The sequence below is a fragment of the Actinobacillus indolicus genome, assembly GCF_004519515.1.
In the GTDB taxonomy this organism is placed as follows: domain Bacteria; phylum Pseudomonadota; class Gammaproteobacteria; order Enterobacterales; family Pasteurellaceae; genus Glaesserella; species Glaesserella indolica_A.
Genome location: NZ_CP038145.1, coordinates 1,029,193 through 1,054,951, shown reverse-complemented (window position 1 = coordinate 1,054,951; position 25,759 = coordinate 1,029,193). Strand labels below are relative to the sequence as shown.

Genomic DNA, 25,759 nt, shown 5'->3' with positions numbered 1-25,759 from the left:
CAAATCCTTTTAAACAAAAACCTCTTCTTAGGAAGAGGTTTTTTATTGGCAAAGTAGAGGCGAACCGATGTATTCGCCTAAAACAATACAAAACAAGGGCGGACACATCGGTCCGCCCCTACAATCATTTCATATTAAGATATTTTTGAAATCAACATATTTCAAATTTTATTTGGTAAATTGCTTTAACTGATACAACGCTTCCAACGCCTGTTTCGGTGTGAGTTCATCGGGATCAATCTTTGCAAGGGCTTGTTCGACTTTGGACGGCTCTACAAGCGGTGAGATTGGCTCAACATTTTGCAAATTCGCTGAAAAGAGTAAATCTTGCTGTGGATTTGCGTCTAATTGTGCCGTTTGTTGTGAAAGTTGTTCAAGCTGTGTGAGTTTCTGTTTCGCAAGTTGGATCACTTGCTTTGGTACGCCTGCTAGGGCGGCAACGGCTAAACCATAACTTTTACTTGCTGCCCCTTCTTGTACACTGTGCATAAAGGCGATGGTGTCGTTATGTTCCAACGCATCTAAATGGACATTGGCAACGCCTTTGAGCTGGTTTGGTAAGCTGGTTAGCTCAAAGTAGTGGGTGGCAAATAGGGTGAGCGATTGGGTTTTCTTCGCTAACCATTCGGCACACGCCCAAGCGAGCGATAAGCCATCGTAGGTCGATGTGCCTCGCCCGATTTCATCAACAAGAACAAGGCTGTTTTCGCTGGACTGGTGCAGAATGTTCGCCATTTCGGTCATTTCCACCATAAAGGTTGAGCGTCCTGACGCTAAATCATCAGAAGCACCGATACGGGTAAAAATACGGTCAATCGGTCCGATCTCTGCACTGTCCGCAGGCACAAAACTGCCGATATATGCCATTAAGGTAATCAAGGCAATTTGTCGCATATAGGTACTTTTACCACCCATATTCGGGCCTGTGACGATCAACAAATGGCGTTGTGGATTGAGCAGTACAGGGTTGGCAATAAACGGCGTTTTTAGCACTTGTTCAACAACTGGGTGGCGACCGCCTTTGATATTCACGCCTCGCTGATGGCTGAAACTTGGCATCACATAATTCAGACTGTCGGCACGTTCAGCAAGGTTGGTCAGCACATCAAGTTCCGCTAACACAAGGCTTGCCAACTGCAATTCGCCCAAACGTGGTATTAACAGTTCAAACAGTTCATCATAAAGCTGTTTTTCAAGGGCAAGAGAAGCCCCTTTTGCTTTCAACACCTTATCTTCATAGGTTTTCAGCTCAGGGATAATATAACGTTCCGCATTCTTTAACGTTTGACGGCGGACATAGTGGATCGGAGCTTTGTGAGCCTGTCCTTGACTGATTTGGATATAGTAGCCGTGTACCGCATTGAAGCCGATTTTAAGGGTATCAATGCCTGTTTGGGCTCGTTCTTTTGCTTCTAAATCTTCAAGGAATTTGGTTGCCCCTTCTGCCAAACTTCGCCATTCGTCCAGTTCGGCATTGTATCCTTCAGCAATAACGCCACCGTCACGGATAAGTTGCGGTGGGTTATCAATGATTGCCTTACTTAATAACTCGAATAGTTCGCTAAAGTCAGCGATCTGCTTCAACGTATTGTCTAAACAAGCGGTTAGATTTTGTGAATGTTTTACAATATCGGGGATATGCTCTAAGGCTGTGCGTAAACGGGTTAGGTCACGGGGACGTGCGGTGCGTAACGCAATGCGAGCCAAAATCCGCTCCATATCGCCCACTTGTTGTAGCAAGGGTTGAAGCGGTTCGATACGCTCATTTTTTTGCAATGCCAAAATGGTTTGCTGGCGAGTATGCAGTTTGGCTAAATCACGAATAGGTTGATGGATCCAACGTTTGAGTAAACGACTACCCATTGGGGTGACGCATTTATCCAAAACCGATGCAAGTGTATTTTCTGTACCGCCAGCAAGATTGGTGGTTAATTCCAAATTTCGGCGAGTTGCCGCATCAAGTAAGACAGTATCGCTATTTTGAGCCAAATGAATGCTGTTGATATGTGGCAGTGCGGTGCGTTGAGTTTCTTGAGCATAATGCAAGACACAACCTGCCGCACACAAGGCAACCACCGCCTTTTCTACCCCAAAGCCTGTAAGATTTTGTGTCCCAAATTGGCGATTAAGCAACTGAATGGCTGTAACTAGCTCAAATTCCCAAACAGGTCGGCGGCGTAAGCCTTTGTAACCCTGTAAAATACCTGCATCAGAAAAATCTTCAGGATACAAAATCTCGGCAGGTTGGGTGCGTTGTAACTCGGCAGACAGAGCCTCCTTGTTAGGTAATTCGCTAATCAAAAAACGCCCAGAAGCCATATCTAATGTCGCAAGGGCGAAAACACCTTTTTCTTGATAAATTGCGGCGACCAAATTATCTTGGCGTTCTGGTAGCAATGCTTCGTCGCTGACCGTTCCAGGTGTGACAATTCTTACGACTTTACGCTCAACAGGGCCTTTACTGGTTGCAGGATCGCCAATTTGCTCACAAATCGCCACACTCTCACCCAATGCCACCAACTTCGCCAAATAACCTTCAACAGCGTGATACGGCACACCTGCCATTGGAATTGGCTCACCTGCTGATTGCCCACGTTTAGTCAGAGAAATATCTAACAACGCAGCCGCTTTTTTGGCATCGTCGTAAAATAACTCGTAAAAATCGCCCATACGATAGAACAGAAGAATATCGGGATTTTGGGCTTTGAGTTGGAGATATTGGGCCATCATTGGCGTGTGGGTTTGGTTGTTTTGAATCATCGCATCATTTGGTTTGAAAAATTTTCAGGCATTTTAGCAGAAAAGCAAAGGGGAATCAGGTGATAGAACTCGTCTATTTTGTGAGATTGCTAGAGATGTTAGAAAATAGTGCAAGCGGTAAGATTATTTGCAAAATTTGCAAACGATCTTACCGCTTGTAAGATTAAAGAATAAAGCGACTTAAATCTTCATTCTCAACTACATCATTTAACGCATCAGACACATACTTCTCGTCAATCACGATTTTCTCGCCTGAACGTTCGCTAGCATCGAATGAAATACCGTCCATTAAGCGTTCTAACACGGTGTGTAAGCGTCTTGCACCGATGTTTTCGGTTTTTTCGTTCACTCGGAATGCGGATTCGGCGATACGGCTGATACCGTCTTTGGTAAATTCAATATCCACACCTTCGGTTTTCATTAACTCACGGTATTGTAAGGTTAAAGACGCATTCGGCTCGGTTAAAATACGCTCGAAATCTTCTTTATTAAGTGATTTAAGCTCTACACGAATTGGCAAACGACCTTGTAATTCTGGTAGTAAATCAGACGGACGAGCCACTTGGAAGGCACCAGAACAGATAAAGAGAATGTGATCGGTTTTGACCATACCGTGTTTAGTATTGACTGTCGAACCTTCGATAATCGGCAGTAAATCACGTTGCACGCCTTCACGGCTTACATCGCCGCCACTGTGTTCGCCTTTTTTACAGATTTTATCAATCTCATCAATAAAGACGATACCGTGTTGTTCAACCGCTTCAATCGCTTGCTGTTTCAACTCTTCAGGATTAACCAGCTTCGCCGCTTCTTCGTCCACCATCACTTTTAACGCATCTTTAATTTTCATTTTGCGTTTTTTCGTTTTGTTTGGCGACATTCCCTCAAAGAGAGATTGCAGTTGGGAAGTCATCTCTTCCATACCAGGTGGGGTCATAATTTCAACACTCACTTGGGCTGCGACATCAATTTCAATCTCTTTATCGTCAAGCTGACCTTCACGCAATTTTTTACGGAAGATTTGGCGAGTAGAAGCGTTGTCACTCTCTTGTACATTACCCCATTGATCTTTAGCTGGCGGTAATAACACATCTAAAATGCGATCTTCCGCTGCATCTTGCGCACGCATACGATTTTTTTCAACCGCTTGTTGGCGAACCAATTTCATTGAAACATCAGCAAGATCACGAATAATCGAGTCCACTTCTTTACCCACATAGCCGACTTCGGTAAATTTCGTTGCTTCAACTTTGATAAACGGTGCATTGGCAAGTTTTGCCAAACGGCGAGCAATCTCGGTTTTACCCACACCCGTTGGGCCGATCATCAGGATATTTTTCGGGGTAACTTCTTGACGCAGTTCTTCAGGCAACTGCATACGACGCCAGCGGTTACGTAAAGCAATCGCCACCGCACGTTTAGCTTCATTTTGTCCGATAATATGTGCGTCTAATTCAGACACAATTTCACGAGGGGTCATTGACATAGTGTTATCTCTGTAAAAATCTTGTAGGGGCGGGTCCTGTGCCCGCCCGTACTTCTATGATATTTTCGGGCGGGCACAGGACCCGCCCCTACACAATAGGTTTAAACCTCTTCAATCACATGATTATGGTTGCTGTAAATATCAATATCCCCAGCAATTTTTAACGCTTCTGCTACGATTTCTTTGGCAGACAGATTATTTTCCGTTCTTAATAGGGCAAGAGCAGCAGCTTTTGCATAGTTACCACCTGAGCCAATGGCTAATACATCAAATTCAGGCTCGATTACATCACCACTACCTGAAACCAATAAAAATTCACTTTCATTGGCTACGATCATCATCGCTTCTAATTTGCGAAGTGAACGCTCGGTACGCCATTCTTTTGCAAGTTCAACCACAGATTTGACTAAATGCCCTTGGTGTAATTCCAATTTTTTCTCAAACAGATCACGCAAAATAAAGGCATCTGCCGTTGAACCTGCAAAGCCTGTGACCACTTTATCTTTATATAAACGGCGAACTTTACGCACTGTACCTTTTTCTACGCAATTACCTAAAGTTGCTTGCCCGTCGCCCCCGATAGCCACTTTGCCATCTTTGCGAACACATACAATCGTTGTCATTGAAATTCCTATTTGTCTAAAAAACTGTGTGCATATTTGAGGGCAATCTCATCAGTTTCAAGTGCAAGCGGTGAGATAGGCAAAAAAATTTGTAAAGTGAATAGAAAATAAGGTCAGAAAGCTTAAAATATCAACGTCTATTTGATTTAATGTAAGGAGCATAAAAATGGTACAAATTTTAAAAAATATCTTTGGTTCAGGAAGAACAGCACAAAGTGATGCACTTTCTGTAGAGGAAATGGCACCTAAAATTATTGATGCGTTAGGAACTGCGGAAAATATCGAATCTTTAGATTTCTGTTTAACGCGTTTGAGAGTTCAGCTTAAATCGAAGGATAAGGTTGATCGAAAAGAATTAAAAGCATTAGGTGCGGCCGAAGTGGTTACGATTCATGACAATAATATTCATGTCATTTTCGGCACAAAATCGGAAAGTTATGCTAATGCGATTAATGCGATCTTGACAGCAAAAGCCTAATAGCAAAGCAATAAAGCCACTTTGGTGATACAAGGTGGCTTTTTCGTGATTAGGCAAGATGTACTTTTTGAGAAAGTGTTAAGCCAATAGGAATATTATTTTCAATCTGAACATTTGCTTTATAGGCAAGTGCGTGTACCTTTTCGCTGAGTGCAACGTTGAACAGTTCGGCATATTTCGGATCGATCTGCTTTGCCACTTCAAACCGTTCAATCCCTGTGTGTAAAATCGCAAAGAAAATCACCGCTTGTTGACCTTGTTGAGCAATGGATGTCAGCTCTCGCAGATGTTTTTGTCCACGTGTTGTTTTGGCATCAGGGAACATCCCAACACCTTCATCTACCAATAAAGTCGTTGATTTTACTTCAACGAAACAGTCCGCTAAGCCTTGCTGTTTTAACAGAAAATCAATACGGCTATTTTCTTCACCATATTTCTGTTCAGGTAGAATTTCGGTGTAATCTGCTAATTCGCTGATCCAGTTATTTTCCAAGGCTTCCGCAACAAGTTGATTGGCTCGTTGCGTATTAACGCAGATAAAATCCCCCGCTTGAGTCTGAGTAAGTTCCCAAGTATGAGCGTATTTGCGTTTGGGGTTATCGGAGGTGGAAAACCAGACGGTATCCCCTGCATTTGCACAGCCTGTCATTGCACCAGTATTGGGGCAGTGAATTGTGATTTGTTCGCCATTCGGTAAGAGAATATCCGCTAAAAAGCGTTTATAGCGTTGGATTAAAATACCCGATGTCAGAGTTGGGAAAATCATCAACCTACCTCGTAAAATTCAAGGGGTAAATCGTCGGGATCACGGAAAAAGGTGTAGCGTTTTCCCGTTAATTCATCAATGCGAATCGGTTCAGAAATAACGCCTTTTTGGGCTAATTCTGCGACAGCGTGTTCAATATTTTGGACTTTAAAGGCTAAATGGCGTAGCCCGCAAGCTTCAGGTGCATTGACTCGTTTTGGCGGATTGGGAAAACTGAATAGTTCAATTTGCGAACCATCAGTAAAACGTAAATCCAATTTATAGCTTTGTCGTTCTGCACGATAAGTTTCTGCGATAATCTTTGCGCCGAGAATATCGGTGTAAAACGATTTAGATTTGGCATAATCAGAAACGATAAGTGCCACATGGTGAAAACCGATTATTGATTTCATATTGTCCTTTTAACCAAGCGGTGACTTTTACGCAAAGTTTTGCAAAATTTTAGCAAAATCTGACCGCTTGCGATACTATGAGATGTTTTTTTGAAGTGTACTCTATCTCTATGAAAAAAGAAAAATCTGAATTTCCTTTAGCGCAATCCCATGTCGATGCACCTTTTGCCAAAGGCGTGTTGGCGTGGTATCAGCAATATGGGCGTAAACATCTGCCGTGGCAACAAAATAAAACTTTGTATGGCGTTTGGTTATCCGAAGTGATGTTACAGCAAACCCAAGTCGCAACGGTTATTCCCTATTTTGAGCGTTTTATTCAACGTTTTCCCACCATTGTTGATTTAGCGAATGCACCGATGGATGAAGTGTTGCATTTATGGACGGGATTAGGCTATTACGCAAGGGCAAGAAATTTGCATAAAGCGGCACAACAAATTCGAGATGAATTTGGTGGTCAGTTTCCAACGGATTTTTCCGATGTTTTCGCACTTTCAGGTGTCGGCAGAAGTACAGCTGGGGCGGTGCTCTCTTCCGTACTTGATGCACCTTACCCGATTTTAGATGGCAATGTTAAACGTGTGCTTTCTCGTTATTTTGCTGTTGAAGGTTGGTCGGGCGAAAAAACGGTTGAAAATAAATTGTGGGATCTGACCGCTCGTGTTACACCAACTTCGCAAGTGGCTGATTTTAATCAGGCGATGATGGATTTAGGGGCGATGATTTGTACACGCTCTAAGCCGAAATGTTCTCTCTGTCCATTAGAAAAGGAGTGTCAGGCAAATGCTAAACAGGCTTGGGCGGATTTTCCAGCAAAAAAACCGAAAAAGGCGTTGCCAGAAAAGCAGAGCTACTTTTTGATTTTAAAACAGGGAACAAAGGTCTTATTAGAAAAGCGTGAAGCAAAAGGGCTTTGGGGTGGGCTTTATATCTTTCCGCAATTTGAACATTTAGAGAATCTCAAGCGGTCAGTTTCAGACAAAAATGTGCAATTTACCCAATTAATTGCCTTTCGGCATACTTTTAGCCATTTTCATTTGGATATTTATCCTATTTTGGCGGAACTTAGTTTACAAAAAAATGCCGAAATCCTACCGCTTGGGGTGGCAGAAAATCAGGGAAATTATCATTTGCGTGTATCTTCAACAGCGGATTATTGGTATGATTTAACTCAACCTAGCGAAGTGGGTTTAGCAACCCCGATAAAACGCATTTTAGACGAATTAACTTTGACATTAGGACAGAAAAATGGCGCGTAATGTATTTTGTGTATATTTGAAACAAGAAGCAGAAGGTTTAGATTTTCAGCTTTATCCGGGGGAATTGGGTAAACGGATTTTTGATTCCATCAGTAAACAAGCATGGTCAGAATGGATTAAAAAACAGACAATGTTAGTCAATGAGAAAAAACTCAATATGATGAATCCTGAACATCGTAAATTGTTAGAAACGGAAATGGTGAATTTTCTGTTTGAAGGAAAAGATGTGCATATTGAAGGCTATGTACCTGTAGAGTCAAAATAAAGAGATACCCAATGAATAAATATAAAAAATTCCTGCCGTTATTGGTGCTGATTCCTTTTTTAGCATCTTGTGGAAGCGATACCCCGACGCGAAAAACGTCTAAAAAAACACGTCCTGACTACTCTAAAGATACCAATGGTTTAGATATTTTAATGGGGCAATTCTCCCGCAATATTGATCAAATTTGGGGTGTTAATGAACTGCTCCAAGCAAGCCAAAAAGACTACGTCAAATATACGGATAAATATTACACTCGTAGCCACATCAGTTTTGAAGATGGTCAAATTACGATTGAAACATTAGGTGATCAAAATCGTCTACGTAATTCGATTATTCATACCTTGTTAATGGGCTCTGATGCATCAGGTATTGATTTGTTCGCATCAGGCGATGTGCCGATTAGTAGTAACCCTTTCTTAGCAGGTCAGGTGGTCGATCAGTTTGGTCGTTCTGTGACAAATATTGCTATTGCCAATGACTTTGCAACTTATTTATTACAGAATAAGCTTAAAACTCGCCGTTTACAGAATGGGCATACGGTAACTTATGTCTCTATTCCAATGGCAGCAAACCACGTAGAAGTCCGTGCAAGACGTTATTTACCAATGGCACGTAAGGCTGCAAAACAATACAACATTGATTTAAGTCTGATTTTAGGGATTATGGAAGTCGAATCTGCGTTTAACCCTTATGCTGTCAGTTATGCGAATGCGATTGGTTTGATGCAGGTGGTTCCGCGTACTGCAGGGCGTGATATTTTTGCCCGCAAAGGTTTTGGTGGTCAGCCTGATCGTGATTACTTATATAATCCTAGCCAAAATATTGATGCGGGTACAATGTACTTAACTATTTTACGAGATGAATATCTTGATGGCATTACTGATCCTACTTCTAAACGTTATGCAATGATTTCTGCTTATAACAGTGGTGCAGGTGCGGTATTAAGAGTGTTTGATAGTGATAAATGGGAAGCGATTGATCGTATCAATAACCTAGATTCAGGGGCAATTTATCGAATTTTAACCACGGCACACCCATCTTCTCAGGCAAGAAATTACTTGGTGAAGGTGAATAAAGCTCAGCAAAAATACCGTAACGTAAGATAACACGTTGTTTTTTAAACAAATTGAATAAAAAGCGATCCATTAAACAGATTTTTTTATTTTTTTGAAAAAAACGTTTGACGAGCGGGACGAAAATCAGCATAATGCGCCCCGTAACGACGAGATGCCTCGATAGCTCAGTCGGTAGAGCAGGGGATTGAAAATCCCCGTGTCGGTGGTTCGATTCCGCCTCGAGGCACCATTTCATGTTACAACTCTTTTCCTCCTTAGTTCAGTCGGTAGAACGGTGGACTGTTAATCCATATGTCGCAGGTTCGAGTCCCGCAGGAGGAGCCATATTTTGAAGCCCTGATGAGAAATCATCGGGGTTTTTTCTTTCTTTGATCTCAACTTATTTATTGAACGAAGTTCATCTTTATCAAAATCAAAAAATATTTTAATTTTGTGATCTTGCTCCAATTTTTGAAAATTGGTTGAAATATTTCTTCACTTTTGTAAATTATTTAGAGTATGATTATGCCATCCAGATAACAATAAGAAAGATTCCTCAATATCGTCTAATGTTTGTGCGACATTATTTAATCCAATAATGTCGCATTTTTTATTTGCAAAAAATAGGGCTGAACTGACCGCTTGTAATAAAAAAGCCCTGCCAAATGAGTAGGACTTTTTCTTCAACTATAATTTTATAAAACCATCATAAATATGTTCGGCATCACCTGTCATATACAACGGATTTCCCTCTCCATTCCACTCAATATATAACGAGCCACCAGGCAAATCCACCTGCACTTGATTATCCAACAACCCTTGCATAATGCCTACCGCAACAGCCCCACAAGCACCGCTACCACAGGCTTGTGTTTCCCCTGCACCACGTTCAAACACTCTCAGTTTGATATGATTGCGATCGATCACCTGCATAAAGCCGATATTGGCACGCTCAGGGAAACGTTCGTGGCGTTCAAGTAACGCGCCCAATTCATTCACATTTGCTGTTTGAATATCATCAACTTGGAGCACACAGTGCGGATTTCCCATAGAAACTACACCGCATAGCACCGTTTGAAGATCGGTACGTAAAATATAGTTTTTCTCAAATTTATTGGCTGTAAAAGGAATTTGAGCGGGCTCCCAAATCGGCTCACCCATATTGACACGAATCTGTCCATCGTCTTTTAAGCTCAACACCATTTTGCCTTTTGCGGTGCTGACGCCAATATCTTGTTTATTGGTCAATCCTTTGAGCGTAACGAAACGTGCAAAACAGCGTGCGCCATTACCACATTGAGACACTTCGCTCCCATCCGCATTAAAAATACGGTAGTGGAAATCCAGTTCTGGATCGTAAGGTGGCTCCACTAATAAAAGTTGGTCAAAGCCAATCCCACGATGACGATCGGAGAGTTTACGGATAATCTCTTCCGTTAAGTAAACATTCTGAGTCACACCATCAATGACCATAAAATCATTGCCCAATCCGTGCATTTTTGAGAATTGCATATTTTTTCCTATGATTAGAATTTTTTATTGATCTAGATTATAGCGATAATAAATAGTTATGCTATATTGCATCCCTTTTTACAAAAGGGCGAATTATCGCCAAATAATGCCTTATATAATGAGGGCTTTTTCGTTAAATTACAATGGAGCAATTTATGTCAGCGATGTTTCTTCTGCAATTTGCCGTTGTGTTACTCTGTATTTTAATCGGTGCACGCCTCGGCGGTATTGGTTTAGGGGTAATGGGCGGTTTAGGTTTAGCAGTTCTATCTTTTGGATTTGGCTTAAAACCTGCGGGTCTTCCAATTGACGTTATGTTTATGATTATGGCGGTAGTTTCTGCAGCTGCAGCAATGCAAGCAGCAGGCGGTTTAGACTACATGATCAAAATCGCAACGAACATTTTACGTCGTAATCCAAAACATATTACCTTTATCGCACCTGCGGTAACTTGGACATTTACCTTTTTAGCAGGTACGGGCCACGTAGCGTATTCGGTATTACCTGTGATTGCAGAAGTGAGTCGTCACAACGGTATTCGCCCAGAGCGTCCACTCTCTATGGCAGTAATTGCTTCACAATTTGCGATTGTCGCGAGCCCAATTGCTGCGGCGGTGGTTTCTGTGGCTGCGATGATCGAACCACAAGGCTACAGTATTGGTGATATTTTATCTGTCACTATTCCAGCTACCGTATTAGGTATCTTCTGTGCTTGTTTATTTGTGAATAAAATGGGTAAAGAATTAAAAGATGACCCGAACTATCAACGCTTACTGCAAGATCCTGAATATGTTGCACGTAATCATTCAGATACTAACCCAACAGATATCAAAATTAGCCCAACAGCAAAAACATCAGTAGGCTTATTCTTATTTGGTGCATTGTTAGTTGTGTTCATGGGTACATTCAAAGAGTTACGCCCAGTATTTGAAGGCAAACCAATGGGTATGGCACATACGATTGAAATCGTGATGTTAAGCGTTGCAGCATTAATTATGCTTATCTGTAAACCAAACGGCAATGCCATTACCCAAGGTTCTGTATTCCACGCAGGTATGCGTGCGGTAATTGCGATCTTTGGTATTGCATGGATGGGCGATACTCTAATGGATGCACACATGACCGAAGTAAAAGACATGGTAAAAGGTTTAGTGGAAGCTGCACCATGGGCATTCGCTTTCGCATTATTTGTACTTTCTGTGTTAGTTAACAGCCAAGGTGCAACGGTCGCAACCTTATTCCCATTAGGTATTGCCTTAGGTATTCCTGCCCCAATCTTAATCGGGGTATTTGTAGCAGTAAACGGTTACTTCTTCGTACCAAACTATGGCCCGATTATTGCCTCTATTGACTTCGATACCACAGGTACCACGAAAATTGGTAAATATATCTTTAACCACAGTTTCATGATCCCAGGCTTACTCAGCATGGTATTCAGTATTATCATCGGATTACTATTAGCGAATGTCATTCTCTAAAAATCTTAATGAATAAAAAAGCGAGCTTAATGCTCGCTTTTTTATTACCCAAATTGTTTTTTGATTAAATCTATGAGAAGGGGAAATTCAGTCCATCCTTCTCGATCTAAAAAATGTCCACCGGATGGTAAACGGATGTAATCTGCTTGTAAATGTTTGGCTAATTCATCGCTGTATGGATGTGGCACAATCGTATCATCTAGTGCGGCAACAACATAAGACTTAAATGCTAAACAGTTTGGTGCAACAGCATAGCTATTTGAAAATGAACTCAGTTCTGGAATCGTATCTAACGGCTGATAAAACCCTGAAACAAAAATAGCCACTTTAGGTTTTAAAAAGTTTCTTGCCAAAAAGTTAAGCCAAGCAACACAGCCTAAACTGTGGCCTACGACGATAGTCTCATCATCAATGGTAACCTGTTCTTCCAAATGTTTTAACCATTTATCCGGATTCGGGTTACTTGAATCAGGCATATTCAAGCGATGGCACTCCACTCTGATTTTTGCTAATTCCTGTTCTAACCACGGAAACCAATGTTTATCTGCAGATGCAGTATAACCGTGAACAATATAGACTTTTGCCATAAAACCTCCTTAATACAAGCGGTCTGATTTTGCCATAAATTTGCAAAAAAAATCAAAAAACTAAATTAAACTAATAGTAGATTAACATTCATACTGCTAATAGATTCTTGGGCATTCTCTAATAATCCTTTATCGCAAATGATCTGGTCAAATATGGTGAGAGGGTACACAAAAAAAGTCGCAAACTTTCCATACTTAGAAGAATCAGTGACAAGAATATTTTTACGAGAGGCTTCTATAATTGCTAGCTTCACCGGAATTTTATTTTCGTTAGGTGTTGTGAGCCCTTTAAGATTCCATGATGAAGTCGAAATAAATGCGATATCAATAGATAGGTTTTTTAAGAATTGTGCAGCAAGCATACCTGTCGTAGATAAATTTTCTTTACAGACACTTCCACCAATGTGAATGATTTCACATCGACCAGAGTTACTAAGAAAATGAGCGATAACAAAATCATTAGTAATAACTAAGATATCATTGCGTTCTGCGATTTGATGTGCAATTTCTAGTGTAGTTGTTCCTGCATCAAGGTAAATCGTAGCATTATGAGGAATTTGTTTTGCTGCAGCTATGCCAATCGCCCATTTTTGATCGTGAAATAATTGAGATTTATCACTATGGGTGGGTTCTGCCGTTAGTCTCTCAAGTGACTGAACTCCTCCTGATACCGAGGATATTTTCCCTTCTTCTTCCAATTTCTGAATATCTCTGCGGATTGTCATGTGTGAGACATTCAAACGGTTAGCAAGAAAATTAATACTTGTGCTACCAAAACTATTAACAATTTGAATAATCTGTCTTTGTCTTTCAGCTGGAATCATATTCTTTCCTTACATTATCTTCGACCTATTCATTATACCCATTTATTTTACCTTGAGTGATTAACAAAATTTAACAAAAATTGTTAAATTTTGTGAGTTTTATCACAGATTTTATTTTTATAGTTATGTATGATTTGTAAACATAATTCATGAGACATTATTTTATGAGGAGTTAGTTATGAGTAAACCTACTTATAGTATCGCAGTAATTGGGCTTGGTGCAATGGGAATGGGGGCAGCTAAGTCTTGTATTACAAAAGGATTAGATACCTATGGTATTGATCTGAATTCTAAAGCGTTAGAAACACTAAAATCCTTTGGCGCAACTGATATTGGGGAGAGTGCCATTCCTTTTGCATCTAAATTAGATGCTGTATTACTACTTGTTGTGAATGCTACTCAAGTGAAATCAATTTTATTTGGAGAAAATGGATTAGCTCCTCACCTAAATAAAGGTACGGTTGTAATGGTTTCATCTACCATTTCGGCTCAAGATGCTAAAGAAATTTCACATAAATTAACAGAATTAGGGTTATTAATGTTAGATGCACCTGTTTCAGGTGGAGCTGCTAAAGCAGCTAATGGTGATATGACCGTGATGGCATCTGGTTCTAAAGAAGCTTTTGAGAAATTAGAGCCTGTGTTAGAAGCGGTGGCAGGAAAAGTTTATAACATTGGTGAAGAAATTGGACTTGGAGCTACAGTCAAAATCATCCATCAATTGTTAGCGGGTGTTCATATTGCAGCAGGCGCTGAGGCGATGGCATTAGCAGCAAGAGCGGGAATTCCTTTGGATTTGATGTATGACGTGGTGACTAATGCTGCAGGTAATTCTTGGATGTTTGAAAATCGCATGAAACATGTTGTTGATGGAGATTACACACCATTATCAATGGTTGATATTTTTGTAAAAGATCTTGGACTTGTCACTGATACCGCGAAAGCATTGAAATTCCCACTTCCTTTAGCAAGTACCGCATTCAATATGTTTACATCGGCAAGTAATGCTGGGTATGGCAAAGAAGATGATAGTGCAGTGATTAAGATCTTCGATGGTATTGAGTTACCAAAAAAGGGAGATAAATAAAATGTTAGGCGTTATTGCAGATGATTTCACTGGGGCAAGCGATATTGCCAGTTTTTTAGTTGAAAATGGATTAAAGACCATTCAGATGAATGGTGTGCCAACATCAAATTTAGTAGAACCTGTTGATGCTGTAGTTATTAGTTTGAAATCACGCTCGAATCCAGTTAATGAGGCGATTGAGCAATCATTAGATGCATTGAAATGGTTACAAAATAATGGCGGAAAACAGTTCTATTTTAAATATTGTTCTACTTTTGATAGCACAGAGAAGGGCAATATAGGTCCTGTTACAGATGCATTACTTGATGAATTGGGTGAGGATTTCACAATTATTTGCCCTGCGTTACCAATCAATGGGCGGACCATTTTTAATGGCTACCTTTTTGTTGGAAATGTATTACTGAATGAATCGGGCATGCAAAATCACCCGATTACACCAATGAAAGATGCCAACCTTGTTCGTTTAATGGATATGCAGGCACGTGAGAAAACCGGTTTAGTAAGCTGTGCTGAATTATTCAAAGGTTCTGACTATGTTAAACAACGTTTTATGGAGTTAAAACAACAAGGCTATCGATATGCTGTAGTTGATTCAGTGGACAATACTCAGTTAGCTGTTTTAGCAGAATCGATTGAAAGTTTTAAATTAGTGACGGGTGGCTCCGGGTTGGCTGCATATATGGCTGAAAGAATTTCAGGTGGTAAAAAAGGTACTGATGCCTTTACGCCAACCAAGGCGAAAACCGTTATTTTATCAGGATCTTGTTCTGTGATGACTAATAAGCAAGTTGGGTATTATCAGAAACATGCACCTAGCTATTTCTTAGATGCTGAACAAGCTATCAATAATCCTGAATATGTAGAACAGCTCTACCAATGGGTGATTTCTCACCTAAACCAACCGCTTGCTCCAATGGTATATGCAACAGTCCCTCCTGAAACATTAAAAACAATCCAAGCCCAATTTGGTGCAGAGAAAGCGAGTCATGCTATCGAAACTACCTTTGCTCGTTTGGCAGAAAAACTTAAAGATACAGGCATCACTAATTTTATTACGGCTGGAGGAGAAACATCGAGCATTGTGGTTCAGCAACTAGGTTTTTCCGGTTTCCATATAGGTAAACAAATTGCACCAGGGGTTCCTTGGCTAAAAGCGGTAGAAGAACCGATTTATTTAGCATTGAAATCAGGTAACTTTGGAAAAGAGGATTTCTTTAAATTCGCTCAGGAGATGTTTGTATGACGGATTTGGCACAAAAAATCCAAATGGTTGAACTTGCAAAGTCGTTATTTGATCGAGGATACACAGTAGGTGGTGCTGGAAATCTTTCTGTCAAGCTTGATGATAATAGGGTGCTTGTCACACCTACAGGTTCATCTTTAGGACGATTAGAAGTTAATCGTTTATCTGTTTTAGATATGAAGGGAAATCTCATTGAGGGTGATAAACCTTCCAAAGAGTCTGTATTTCACTTAGCGCTTTATCAAGCAAATCCTCAGTGTAAAGCGATAGTTCATTTACATTCAACTTATCTCACAGCCTTATCTTGTTTGGAAGGAATAGATACTACAAATGCGATGAGAGCTTTTACACCATACTATGTTATGAGAGTTGGACAACTTCCAGTGATCCCTTATTACAAGCCTGGTGATATCAATATCGCAAGAGAGTTGAGTGAAAGAGCATTACAGGCTAAAGCTTTTCTACTTGCCAACCATGGTGTTGTAGTAACAGGACACAGTTTAGTGGATGCGGTGGATAACACGGAAGAGTTAGAAGAAACTGCAAAATTATATTTTATTTTGCAAGGGAAAAATATTCGCTATCTCTCTGAGAGTGAAGTGAAGGATCTAGAAAATAGGGGAAATAAAAATGCCTAAGTTTGCTGCAAATTTAACGATGATGTTCAATGAAGTACCTTTTTTAGACAGATTTGAAGCGGCTGCCAAAGCAGGATTTAAATATGTTGAATATTTATGGCCTTATGAATATGACAAAGAGGTATTAAAGCGCTTGTTAGACCAATATGAGTTGAAACAAGTTTTATTTAACACTGCAGCAGGTAATGTATCTGCTGGTGAATGGGGTGTTTCTGCAATACCAGGGCGAGAGGCTGATAGCCATAAGGATATTGATATGGCACTGGAATATGCTTTAGCACTAGGTTGTGAAAATGTACATGTCATGGCCGCAGTTGTGCCAGAAGATCAGGATAGAGAAGCATATAAACAAACATTCATTGAGAATGTGCGTTATGCAGCGGATAAATTCAAACCTTATGGTATTAAAGTATTACTTGAAGCATTAAGTCCGGAAGTCAAACCAAACTATCTATTAAAAAGTCAATTTGACACATTAGAAATTGTAGAAGCTGTACAGAGAGAGAATGTGTTTGTTCAGCTAGATTATTTTCATGCCCAGAACGTGGATGGCAATTTATCTCGATTGACAGATAAGTTGAATAACAAATTTGCTCACGTCCAAATTGCATCTGTTCCAGATAGACATGAGCCGGATGAGGGCGAAATCAATTATGCTTATATTTTCAACAAATTAGATGAAATTGGTTATGAAGGCTATGTAGGTTGTGAATACAAACCACGAGCAAATACTATTGATGGTTTGCAATGGTTTCAATCATACAAAAATTGTTAATCTATTTAGATGAAGGAGAAAGAGATGAAAGTCGTAATTACAGGTGGACAAGGTTTTTTAGGTCAAAGACTTGCTCGTACTTTATTAAATCAGCATTCAGAGAAAATTGATGAGCTTGTGTTAATTGATGTAGTAAAACCGGTTGCCCCAAATGGTGATCCAAGAGTTCGTTGTTTAGAGATGGATTTAAGAAACCCAGAAGGATTAGATCAAATTATTACAAAAGAAACAGACGCTATTTTTCATTTAGCTGCAATTGTGAGTAGCCATGCGGAACAGGATCCAGATTTAGGTTATGAAATTAATTTCCTTGCAACAAGGAATTTATTGGAAATCTGCCGTAAAAATAATCCTGCTGTACGTTTTATATTCTCTAGTTCTTTAGCTGTTTTTGGCGGTGAGTTACCTGATGTAATTGTTAATGGAACAGCTGTTACTCCACAATCTACTTATGGTACACAAAAAGCGATGTGTGAGCTGTTAATTAACGATTACAGTCGTAAAGGATTTGTAGATGGCATCGTCGTTCGTTTACCAACGATTTGTATTAGACCAGGAAAACCGAACAAAGCGGCTTCTTCTTTTGTAAGTAGTATCATCCGTGAGCCATTACATGGTGAAGAAGCAATTTGTCCGGTTTCACAAGATCTACGTTTATGGCTATCAAGCCCAAATACGGTAATCAATAATTTCATCCACGCAATGACATTACCACCTCTTCCAGCACGTCATTGGCATGTGATTAATCTACCTGGTTTTACCGTGAGTGTGAAACAGATGTTATCTGATTTAGTTCAAGTAAAAGGAGAATCAATTCTAGAAAAAGTCCGCTTTGATTTTGATGTAAACATTAACAATATTGTCGCAAGTTGGCCTGCTGAAATAGACAATACTTATGCTCTTCAATTAGGTTTTACTGCCGATAATGATTTTAAAGACGTTATTCAACAATTTATTCAATATGATATGTAGGAGAAAACATTATGTTTGGACTACCGATTCCTATCATTGGGCTAATCATTGCAGTTTTTGTTTTAGTCTATTTAGTTCTTAAGACACGTGTTCATGCATTTATTGCGATGCTTATTGCATCTGCGATAGCAGGTTTAATCGGCGGTATGACGGTAAATGAGACACTTGGGGCAATTAGTAAAGGTTTTGGCGGTACTTTAGGTGGTATTGGTATTGTCATTGGTTTAGGGGTTATGATGGGGAGTGTGCTTGAAGTCTCTGGAGCAGCAGAAAAAATGGCATATAGCTTCATCAAAATGTTAGGTAAGAAAAAAGAAGAGTGGGCTTTAGCAATCACTGGTTATGTAGTGAGTATCCCGATTTTCGTTGATTCAGCATTCGTTATTTTATATCCGGTCGCCAAAGCGTTAGCCAAAAATGGTAAACGTTCTTTATTGACTCTTGGTGTAGCTTTAGCGGGTGGTTTAGTCGTAACTCACCATACTGTTCCACCAACACCGGGTCCATTAGGCGTAGCAGGATTATTTGGGGTAGATATTGGTGTAATGCTTTTGGTTGGTATGGCTATGGCAGTATTACCTGTTATCGGTATTGTTTTATATGCAAAATGGCTAGATAAAAAATATCCTGAATTTAACCAAGAAGTATTTAGTAAAGAAGAGCTAAAACAAAAATACGATGACTATATTGAAAGTCGTGAGAAAAAGAATTTACCAAGCTTAGGTTTATCTCTTCTCCCAATTGTATTGCCAATTGTACTAATCTTTATTAAAGCGATTTTAGATTTAGTAGCAAAATCAAATTCTACGATTGCAGACATGGCACTTTATGATGTATTTGCTTTCATTGGCCATCCGATGATTGCTTTAGCAATTAGTGTCTTAGTCGCTGTTTATACGTTACTTCCGCATGCTGACAAAACGACAACCGCATTACATCTAGAAGAAGGTGTTAAAACTGCTGGTATTATTCTATTAGTAACAGGTGCTGGTGGTGCTTTAGGTACCGTTTTACGTGAGAGTGGTGCAGGTGCTCAACTTGCAGAGCAAATTGCGAATTTACCGATTTCTCCTATCTTAATTCCATTTATTGTTTCAACACTTGTACGCTTTATTCAAGGTTCAGGTACTGTTGCAATGGTGACTGCTGCATCAATCTCTGCTCCAATTCTAGCACAAATTCCAGGTGTGAATATGATTCTTGCCGCACAGGCAGCAACAATGGGTTCTCTTTTCTTTGGGTATTTCAATGATAGTTTATTCTGGGTGGTAAACCGAATGATGGGTATCAATGATGTGAAAAAACAAATGATTGTATGGTCTGTACCAACTACCATTGCTTGGGGTATTGGCGGTATTAGTGTCATCTTAGCAAATTTAATTTGGGGTAATGATGGCTCACTATTCGATCTCGTTCTTCCTGTTGTAGTTATGATAGGTATTGGCTTATATATCAAAGCTCAAAATAAACATCTTTAATTTTTAAGGATAGGCTGTAAATACTATATTTACAGCCTGTTTTATTTAGGAGGAAAAAATGAAAACTTTATATGCTTTATTAGGTCTATTTTGTGTATCCCATTCTTATGGGATAGATGATCAACCTCAAAAAGTATCAGAAAAAGTAGATATAACTTTTCTAGCAGAAACTACAGCTAAAGGTCAAAAAATAAAAGCTCTTGCTTTAAAGTATGAAGATAATATTTTATCAGGAAGTGATTTATCACAATTATATAAAGTAACACCATATTTGGATGGAAAACCTCTTAAAGATAGGGTTATTTTAAAAGCCTATGTAAATGATCAACCTGATGTTTCCTTTAAATCAAAACAAGGTAAATTTGTTATTATTGAGATGGATGTTAGAGATAAGGGTTCAGATTTATACGAAATTAAAGTAGAAAATGATACTCCTATGTTATTTAGAGAAAAGGATATTCAAGGTAATATCATCTCTAGTGAGAAAAAACAGGCAATAAGAGTACCAGTATTCTATGGAGAAAGGCTATCATATAATATAGAACAAACAGGTTTTTTAAAGTTAACTAATGGTAAAACATTAGATAAAGAACAATGGGCAGAAACGATTCTTCGGGATAATTTAAAAACAGACACAGATAGTTTTGTGGAAGGAGCGGTTACTATCGGTGATCCAAAAAATAAATTAAATTATAGATTACATATTCCCTCTTCCTTAAATAAACAAAAATATCCTCTAACCATTTTCTTACATGGCTCAGGACAAGTAGGAAAAGACAATATTGCTCATTTACTATCAAGTAAAGGTGCTATAGCTACTTTACAGTATGAAGATGGATTTGTCTTAGCACCTCAGTACGATAGTGTTTTTGATTCTTTTGATAATTATCCAACAGGTAGTAAAGGGGGGGTTCATTGGCAAACAGATAATCGTCATAACCTCTTGTTTAAAATGATTGACAATACATTGAAATCTTATCCGATGATAGATCCTAACAGAATTTATATTACGGGATTATCTCGGGGCGCAGAAGGTGGGCTATATTTGTTATTAAAGCGTCCAGATTTCTTTGCAGGAGCACTTTTAATGGGTGGTAGAGAGGCTTATACCATTGAATGGATAGATGGTAATGCAACTAAAGAGAATTTATCTCCAATTAAAAATATACCGATTTGGTTTTTTCACAGTAAGGAAGATAAAGTTTCTCCAGTAAAAGGCTCTAGAATTAATTATCAAATACTTACTAAAGAACTAAATGCTCCTTATGTTAAATATACAGAATTTAGCACGGAGAAAGAAGGAGATAATGGAATTATTAATAATAATCCACATAATACGTGGGATGCTGTATTTAATAGTCCAGAAGTATTAAACTGGTTATTACAACAAAAACGAGCTAATTAATGTAGCGAACTCCCCATTTATTTGGGGAGTTTTCATATAAATTATTTTACTCCCCAAATCTCTTTATACACTTCCCTATATTTATTCTGTGGATCATACTGATTTTTATCTCCCCCATTTACATGGATATTCTCATGAGTGACCAAATATGCAGGGGTGACATATCCAGACGGTTGTTCATTGGCAAATGCACGGTTCAATTCATCAATAAGTTGCCAACCGTGAAGGTTTAATGGCTCTGGAACCGTGGCAAGTTGATGGCTGTTATTACGGATGCGTTGGTAGGCGGTAATAGAGCCATCTCCAGCAGAAATGTTATGTATTGTTTTATTTGATGAACGTAATGAGGGTGCCATGAAATCAAAATAAAGATCGTTAATGCCTAATGCATATCCAAGTTTATCCCCATATTTTTGTATTAAACTAAAAGTTAAATTAGGCATACGACTTGAGGTGTCAGCAAGAGGTGTATCAATTAACTCTAATACCTCACATTTTTGACATTTAGATAATGTTTCTTGCATAATCTGTGCTTTACGAAGAGCTATTTCATAAAGCGAGTCTGTAAAAATAATCGCTTTGGCGTTTCCTTCAGAGTGAGCAACTGCATACATTGCAGAGAGTTTTGCGATTTCATCGGAATCAGAGGTGACATTATAGAATATGCCATAAGCATCTAATGCACTTGCTTTGGGGCTTGCGTGCCAAGCGGTGAGTTTAATACCGTTTTTTACAGCTTTTTTGAGAGGAATTTTTGCTATATTAGGATTCCATCCGCCAATCACTATTCCATCAGGTTTGCGAGCAATCGCTTGGTTAAGGGCTGAAAGCTGATTATTTACAGAGCCTGCACCATCTAAGACATCAAGTTTCCATTGTGCATGATGAGCTGCTTCTTTCATGCCATCAATAACCCCAAGAACACCGCCATTCTTCATATCAGACGCAATAAAAATAATATGTTTGTTAGATTGAATTTTAGGCCCTGTTGTTGGCCCGTCCCAAGTAGTTTGAATAGCGGTTGCTTTGGCAATATAGTTTTTTGCTTCATCCACAAAGGGGTCTTGTGCAATCACTGAATTTGATATGAATAATGATGCGATAATAGTCAGTTTATGTCGAAAAGGTATCATAAAAAATCTCCTTAATTCTCGTTTTTGATGCTTTTTTGTTTATTTTTAGGGTGGTATAGACGTTTACGTTGTGCATAGCCTACGATAGTAATGGCAAGTAATAAGGTGATGCCGTTAAAGAGCGGTTCTACCCAAAATGCACCGCCAAACTGTTGAATACCAGAAATGCCTATCGCTAATAAAGCTATTCCTACAATGGTTCCCCAAACATTGACTCTTCCTGGGCGGATTGTTGTACTACCTAAGAATGCACCTACAAGTGCAGGAAGTAAATAATCAATCCCCACGCTTGCTTGCCCCACGCCTTGTTGTGCAGCAATTAAAATCCCCGTAAAAGCAGTCAATGTACTTGATGCGATAAAGGCATAGATCGTATATTTTTTAACATTAATACCGTTCAGATAGGCTGCAGTAGGATTGCTACCCACAGCATACATTTTACGTCCTATAGCACTATGTTCAGTGATAAGCCAAAGTATTATGGCAACTAGCATGACATAGAAAGCAGAAATAGGCAGTCCAAAGAGTTCATAGCTATTAAGTGTAATAAAAGCATCAGGAAGTTCGCCTACAATTTGCCTTCCTTCAGTGTGCCAGAGTGCAAGTGCATAGAGGGTTGTCCCAGAACCTAATGTTGCAACAAAGCTATCAATATCAGTAAACGCAACTAAAATGCCATTAAGTAATCCATAGATTGCACCTATAGTTAAGACAAGTAATACAGACATTTGCCATGATAAACCGTATTGTACTTGGAAGGTAATGGCGAGGATATGCCATAAGACAATCCCAAATCCCACATTGAGATCAATTTTCCCAACGATCATGGTGATTGTTGCAGCAAGAGCCAGCAAAGCAATTTTAGATTTTGTTTCTAAAATCGCATTTAGGGTAAAAAGAGAGGCAAAAGAATCCGTCGTAAAAGAAAAAAGTGTAATAAAGAATATACAGAGCCATACTAAGCTATAGCGAGTAAAAATTTGAAGAACGCCTTGTGGTGTTAAGGAAATAGGATGTTCTAACGACGTTGATTTAATATGTGTTTTTGCCATATTGTTCCTTACAAGCGGTAAGATTTTTCTTCTATTTTACCATTTTTTGATGATATATCGCCTGTTGCATATAAGAGTAAATTGGATGTAGAAAGTTGTTCACCAGAGAGCGTCGCACAAATTTTACCTTGACGGAAAACAAGAGCTTGGTGACTTAATTGTACAACTTCCTCAAAGTCGGTAGAAATTAATAATACCGCAACTCCTTTGTTTACAGCCTGATTAAGTAATTGATAGATTTCAGCTTTTGCACCAACATCTACACCAGCAGTGGGATCTTCTAAAATTAAAATCGGAGTATTTAAGTGAAGCCAACGGGCAAGAACCACTTTTTGTTGATTGCCACCAGAAAGCGAGTGAATAGGTAATGTCGCATCTGTTGGGCGAATATCAAATTGTGAAATATACTTGGATGTTAATTTTTTTTCTTCAGTGATGGACTTAGGATTAAGAAAGAGATTTTCTTGTATATTCATTGACATAATCACACTTTCTTGAGTTCTATCACTTGCAACAAAGCCAATACCTTGTCGAATAGCATCTTCAGGTGAATTTGCTTGATAAAGAAGCTGATGATGTAAAATATAGCCTTGATCTAACCGCTTACACCCAAAGAGTAAGCGTCCAATCTCTTCTTGCCCTGCACCATTTAATCCTGTTAGAGAAATTATTTCGCCTTGATGTAGGGAAAAAGAAATAGGGCCAATATCATCAACACAAACATGATTTAATGAGAGAATCTCTTTCCCTTTTTCTCTCTCTACGATCTGCTGATGTTGTACTTTTTTCCCTGAAATGGCATACGTTAATTGTTCGATTGTATAGTCGCAGGTCTTTCCTTGAGTAACACAAGAACCATCTCGCATAACGAGTAAACGATCAGAAATCGTTTTTATCTCATCTAGACGATGACTGACATAGATCATGCTTACACCCTGTTGACGTAGGCGGTGAAGTAGTGAAAAAAGGTGGGTGACATCTTGAGCCGGTAATGAAGCGGTTGGTTCATCAAGGACTAAAATTTCAGCGTTGGTCGTAATTGCTCTCGCAATGGCGAGTAACGATTTTTCTGTTCGAGTTAAATCAAAGATGCGTGTATCGACTGATAAATCTAATCCCACTTTAGCCAATACATTTTCTGCTTGAGAACGCACTTTTTTCCAATCAATCAAACCAAACTTACGTGGAAATCCGAGAGTTAATGCGATATTTTCAGCAATCGTAAACCATTCAATCAGCCCAAGATCTTGATGGATAAAAGCGATAGCGTGTTGAAGAGATAATGCGGAATCAATGGGATGTCCATGAAAATAGAGTGTACCTCCATCTGCTTTATGAATACCTGCTAGAATTTTTATCAAGGTGGATTTTCCAGCACCATTTTCACCAAGTAAGGCAAGAATCTCCCCTGGATGAATCTCTAAATTGAGTTGATTGACCGCAAGATGAGAACCAAAAAATTTGCTGATATTCTCAAAACGTAAAATAGGGATATTTTTCATAAGTGAGATAGCGGTCACATCTTGCAAAACATTTACAATATATCACCGCTTGCATTTTATCTATTTAACCACTCCATATAAGCCTTAGTCCCTTCTGCAACGGTTTTAAACGGCTTATCATAACCTGCTGCACGCAGTTTGGTTAAATCAGCTTGCGTAAAGGTTTGGTAACGAGATTTTAAATGATCTGGGAATGGAATAGTTTCGATTTGCCCTTTTTGATGGAACGCCAACACCGCATCAGCAACGGCACGGAAAGACTCCGCATTGCCCGTACCCAGATTGAAAATACCCGAAATTCCATTTTGCCACGCCCAAATATTCACCTGAGCCACATCTTCCACATACACAAAATCACGCAAAAAGGTTTCTGAGCCTTCAAATAACTTCGGATTTTCGCCTTTGAGAATTTGCGTATTCAAGTGGAACGCCACACTTGCCATCGAGCCTTTATGCTGTTCGCGTGGGCCATACACATTGAAATACTTAAAGCCACACACTGGCGACTCTGCTTCAGGCAGAATTTTACGCACATATTCATCAAACAAAAATTTAGAATAGCCATAAACATTTAACGGCTGTTCAAATTTTCTCTCTTCAATAAAGTTGTCCGAACGACCGCCGTAGGTCGCCGCACTTGACGCATAAAAGAAAGGAATTTGGCGATCTAAACAGAAATGCAACAACTCTTTAGAATACTCATAGTTATTTTGCATTAAGTATTTACCGTCCCACTCCGTCGTGGCTGAACAAGCCCCTTCGTGGAAAATCGCATCAATCTCACCAAAATCATCGCCAGCAATAATAGAAGCAATAAAATCTTCTTTATCACAGTAATCTGCAATGTCTAAATCGACTAAATTAACAAACTTCTCACCATTTTTCAGGTTATCAACTACTAAAATATCGGTTCTACCGATAGCATTTAACGCCTTAACAATATTGCTACCGATAAAGCCAGCACCGCCTGTTACAATAATCATTGTCTTCTC

The 25,759-nt window shown here is 39.2% G+C and carries 24 protein-coding genes and 2 tRNA genes; 14 read left to right on the top strand and 12 right to left on the bottom strand.

Annotated elements, in window-relative coordinates; genetic code table 11:
* Window positions 1-168 precede the first annotated feature (168 nt).
* The 3 genes from mutS to hslV form a co-directional block, all read right to left on the bottom strand.
* A complete protein-coding gene (mutS, locus tag EXH44_RS05225) occupies window positions 169-2,760 on the bottom strand; it encodes a DNA mismatch repair protein MutS (protein WP_162856548.1) in 2,592 nt (863 codons plus the stop codon).
* A 163-nt stretch (window positions 2,761-2,923) separates the two neighbouring features.
* The gene (gene hslU, locus EXH44_RS05220) at window positions 2,924-4,246 is read right to left on the bottom strand and encodes an HslU--HslV peptidase ATPase subunit (protein WP_162856547.1); all 1,323 of its coding nucleotides are present in this window, start codon (window positions 4,244-4,246) and stop codon (window positions 2,924-2,926) included.
* Window positions 4,247-4,347: 101 nt separating this feature from the next.
* Window positions 4,348-4,869, bottom strand: a complete 522-nt coding sequence (gene hslV, locus EXH44_RS05215; RefSeq protein ID WP_162856546.1) for an ATP-dependent protease subunit HslV — start codon at window positions 4,867-4,869, stop codon at window positions 4,348-4,350.
* Window positions 4,870-5,035: 166 nt separating this feature from the next.
* Between hslV and EXH44_RS05210 the strand changes: the two genes are divergently transcribed.
* On the top strand, window positions 5,036-5,347 hold the full coding sequence (locus EXH44_RS05210) for a PTS sugar transporter subunit IIB (RefSeq protein ID WP_162856545.1): 312 nt from the start codon (window positions 5,036-5,038) through the stop codon (window positions 5,345-5,347).
* Between the two features lie 49 nt (window positions 5,348-5,396).
* Here the strand turns inward: EXH44_RS05210 and sfsA are convergent, their stop codons facing one another.
* Window positions 5,397-6,113 (bottom strand): DNA/RNA nuclease SfsA, encoded by a 717-nt coding sequence (sfsA, locus tag EXH44_RS05205; protein ID WP_162856544.1) that lies wholly within the window; start codon window positions 6,111-6,113, stop codon window positions 5,397-5,399.
* Window positions 6,113-6,505: an SMU1112c/YaeR family gloxylase I-like metalloprotein gene (gene gloA2 / locus EXH44_RS05200; RefSeq protein ID WP_162856543.1), complete on the bottom strand. Its 393-nt coding sequence runs from the start codon at window positions 6,503-6,505 to the stop codon at window positions 6,113-6,115. The genes sfsA and gloA2 overlap by 1 nt, the downstream gene beginning before the upstream one ends.
* A 110-nt stretch (window positions 6,506-6,615) precedes the next feature.
* On the opposite strand from gloA2, the gene mutY reads away from it, so the two are divergent.
* The 5 genes from mutY to EXH44_RS05175 all read left to right on the top strand — a co-directional run bounded on the left by mutY (window position 6,616) and on the right by EXH44_RS05175 (window position 9,426).
* Window positions 6,616-7,761, top strand: coding sequence for an A/G-specific adenine glycosylase (gene mutY / locus EXH44_RS05195; protein WP_162856542.1), 1,146 nt, complete (start codon window positions 6,616-6,618; stop codon window positions 7,759-7,761).
* Window positions 7,751-8,026 carry an oxidative damage protection protein gene (locus tag EXH44_RS05190; protein WP_162856541.1) on the top strand — a complete coding sequence of 92 codons (276 nt, stop codon included), beginning with the start codon at window positions 7,751-7,753 and terminating at the stop codon, window positions 8,024-8,026. Before mutY ends, EXH44_RS05190 begins: the two co-directional genes overlap by 11 nt.
* An 11-nt stretch (window positions 8,027-8,037) precedes the next feature.
* Window positions 8,038-9,132: a membrane-bound lytic murein transglycosylase MltC gene (mltC, locus tag EXH44_RS05185; RefSeq protein ID WP_162856540.1), complete on the top strand. Its 1,095-nt coding sequence runs from the start codon at window positions 8,038-8,040 to the stop codon at window positions 9,130-9,132.
* Window positions 9,133-9,255: 123 nt separating this feature from the next.
* Window positions 9,256-9,331: transfer RNA gene (locus tag EXH44_RS05180), tRNA-Phe, on the top strand.
* Window positions 9,332-9,350: 19 nt separating this feature from the next.
* Window positions 9,351-9,426: transfer RNA gene (locus EXH44_RS05175), tRNA-Asn, on the top strand.
* Window positions 9,427-9,768: 342 nt separating this feature from the next.
* On the opposite strand, the gene dapF is transcribed toward EXH44_RS05175, so the two are convergent.
* Window positions 9,769-10,593 carry a diaminopimelate epimerase gene (dapF, locus tag EXH44_RS05170; protein ID WP_162856539.1) on the bottom strand — a complete coding sequence of 275 codons (825 nt, stop codon included), beginning with the start codon at window positions 10,591-10,593 and terminating at the stop codon, window positions 9,769-9,771.
* Between the two features lie 155 nt (window positions 10,594-10,748).
* Between dapF and EXH44_RS05165 the strand changes: the two genes are divergently transcribed.
* A complete protein-coding gene (locus EXH44_RS05165; RefSeq protein ID WP_162856538.1) occupies window positions 10,749-12,071 on the top strand; it encodes an anaerobic C4-dicarboxylate transporter in 1,323 nt (440 codons plus the stop codon).
* A gap of 44 nt (window positions 12,072-12,115) precedes the next feature.
* Here the strand turns inward: EXH44_RS05165 and EXH44_RS05160 are convergent, their stop codons facing one another.
* Window positions 12,116-12,658 (bottom strand): RBBP9/YdeN family alpha/beta hydrolase, encoded by a 543-nt coding sequence (locus EXH44_RS05160; RefSeq protein WP_162856537.1) that lies wholly within the window; start codon window positions 12,656-12,658, stop codon window positions 12,116-12,118.
* Window positions 12,659-12,723: 65 nt separating this feature from the next.
* Window positions 12,724-13,482, bottom strand: a complete 759-nt coding sequence (locus tag EXH44_RS05155; RefSeq protein WP_162856536.1) for a DeoR/GlpR family DNA-binding transcription regulator — start codon at window positions 13,480-13,482, stop codon at window positions 12,724-12,726.
* A 178-nt stretch (window positions 13,483-13,660) separates the two neighbouring features.
* Here EXH44_RS05155 and ltnD point away from each other — a divergent pair, with 178 nt between their 5' ends.
* Genes ltnD through EXH44_RS05120 form a run of 7 tightly spaced genes read left to right on the top strand, consistent with a single transcriptional unit; the run spans window position 13,661 to window position 21,080 of the window.
* Entirely contained in the window at window positions 13,661-14,569 is a 909-nt protein-coding gene (ltnD, locus tag EXH44_RS05150; protein ID WP_162856535.1) for an L-threonate dehydrogenase, read from the top strand.
* A gap of 1 nt (window position 14,570) precedes the next feature.
* Window positions 14,571-15,812 (top strand): 3-oxo-tetronate kinase, encoded by a 1,242-nt coding sequence (gene otnK, locus EXH44_RS05145; protein ID WP_075605897.1) that lies wholly within the window; start codon window positions 14,571-14,573, stop codon window positions 15,810-15,812.
* A complete protein-coding gene (gene otnC, locus EXH44_RS05140) occupies window positions 15,809-16,450 on the top strand; it encodes a 3-oxo-tetronate 4-phosphate decarboxylase (RefSeq protein WP_162856534.1) in 642 nt (213 codons plus the stop codon). The genes otnK and otnC overlap by 4 nt, the downstream gene beginning before the upstream one ends.
* A complete protein-coding gene (gene otnI / locus EXH44_RS05135; protein WP_162856533.1) occupies window positions 16,443-17,225 on the top strand; it encodes a 2-oxo-tetronate isomerase in 783 nt (260 codons plus the stop codon). The genes otnC and otnI overlap by 8 nt, the downstream gene beginning before the upstream one ends.
* A 24-nt stretch (window positions 17,226-17,249) precedes the next feature.
* Entirely contained in the window at window positions 17,250-18,197 is a 948-nt protein-coding gene (denD, locus tag EXH44_RS05130; protein WP_162856532.1) for a D-erythronate dehydrogenase, read from the top strand.
* 11 nt (window positions 18,198-18,208) lie between these two features.
* Complete coding sequence (locus EXH44_RS05125; RefSeq protein ID WP_162856531.1) at window positions 18,209-19,675, top strand: GntT/GntP/DsdX family permease; 1,467 nt, start codon at window positions 18,209-18,211, stop codon at window positions 19,673-19,675.
* A 58-nt stretch (window positions 19,676-19,733) separates the two neighbouring features.
* Window positions 19,734-21,080 (top strand): alpha/beta hydrolase-fold protein, encoded by a 1,347-nt coding sequence (locus tag EXH44_RS05120; RefSeq protein WP_162856530.1) that lies wholly within the window; start codon window positions 19,734-19,736, stop codon window positions 21,078-21,080.
* Window positions 21,081-21,121: 41 nt separating this feature from the next.
* Here the strand turns inward: EXH44_RS05120 and EXH44_RS05115 are convergent, their stop codons facing one another.
* The 4 genes from EXH44_RS05115 to rfaD are packed head-to-tail and all read right to left on the bottom strand — an operon-like array spanning window position 21,122 to window position 25,750.
* On the bottom strand, window positions 21,122-22,213 hold the full coding sequence (locus EXH44_RS05115) for an ABC transporter substrate-binding protein (RefSeq protein WP_162856529.1): 1,092 nt from the start codon (window positions 22,211-22,213) through the stop codon (window positions 21,122-21,124).
* 11 nt (window positions 22,214-22,224) lie between these two features.
* Complete coding sequence (locus tag EXH44_RS05110; protein ID WP_162856528.1) at window positions 22,225-23,265, bottom strand: ABC transporter permease; 1,041 nt, start codon at window positions 23,263-23,265, stop codon at window positions 22,225-22,227.
* 8 nt (window positions 23,266-23,273) lie between these two features.
* On the bottom strand, window positions 23,274-24,776 hold the full coding sequence (locus EXH44_RS05105) for a sugar ABC transporter ATP-binding protein (RefSeq protein ID WP_425266861.1): 1,503 nt from the start codon (window positions 24,774-24,776) through the stop codon (window positions 23,274-23,276).
* 47 nt (window positions 24,777-24,823) lie between these two features.
* Window positions 24,824-25,750 carry an ADP-glyceromanno-heptose 6-epimerase gene (rfaD, locus tag EXH44_RS05100; RefSeq protein WP_160436381.1) on the bottom strand — a complete coding sequence of 309 codons (927 nt, stop codon included), beginning with the start codon at window positions 25,748-25,750 and terminating at the stop codon, window positions 24,824-24,826.
* Window positions 25,751-25,759 lie beyond the last annotated feature (9 nt).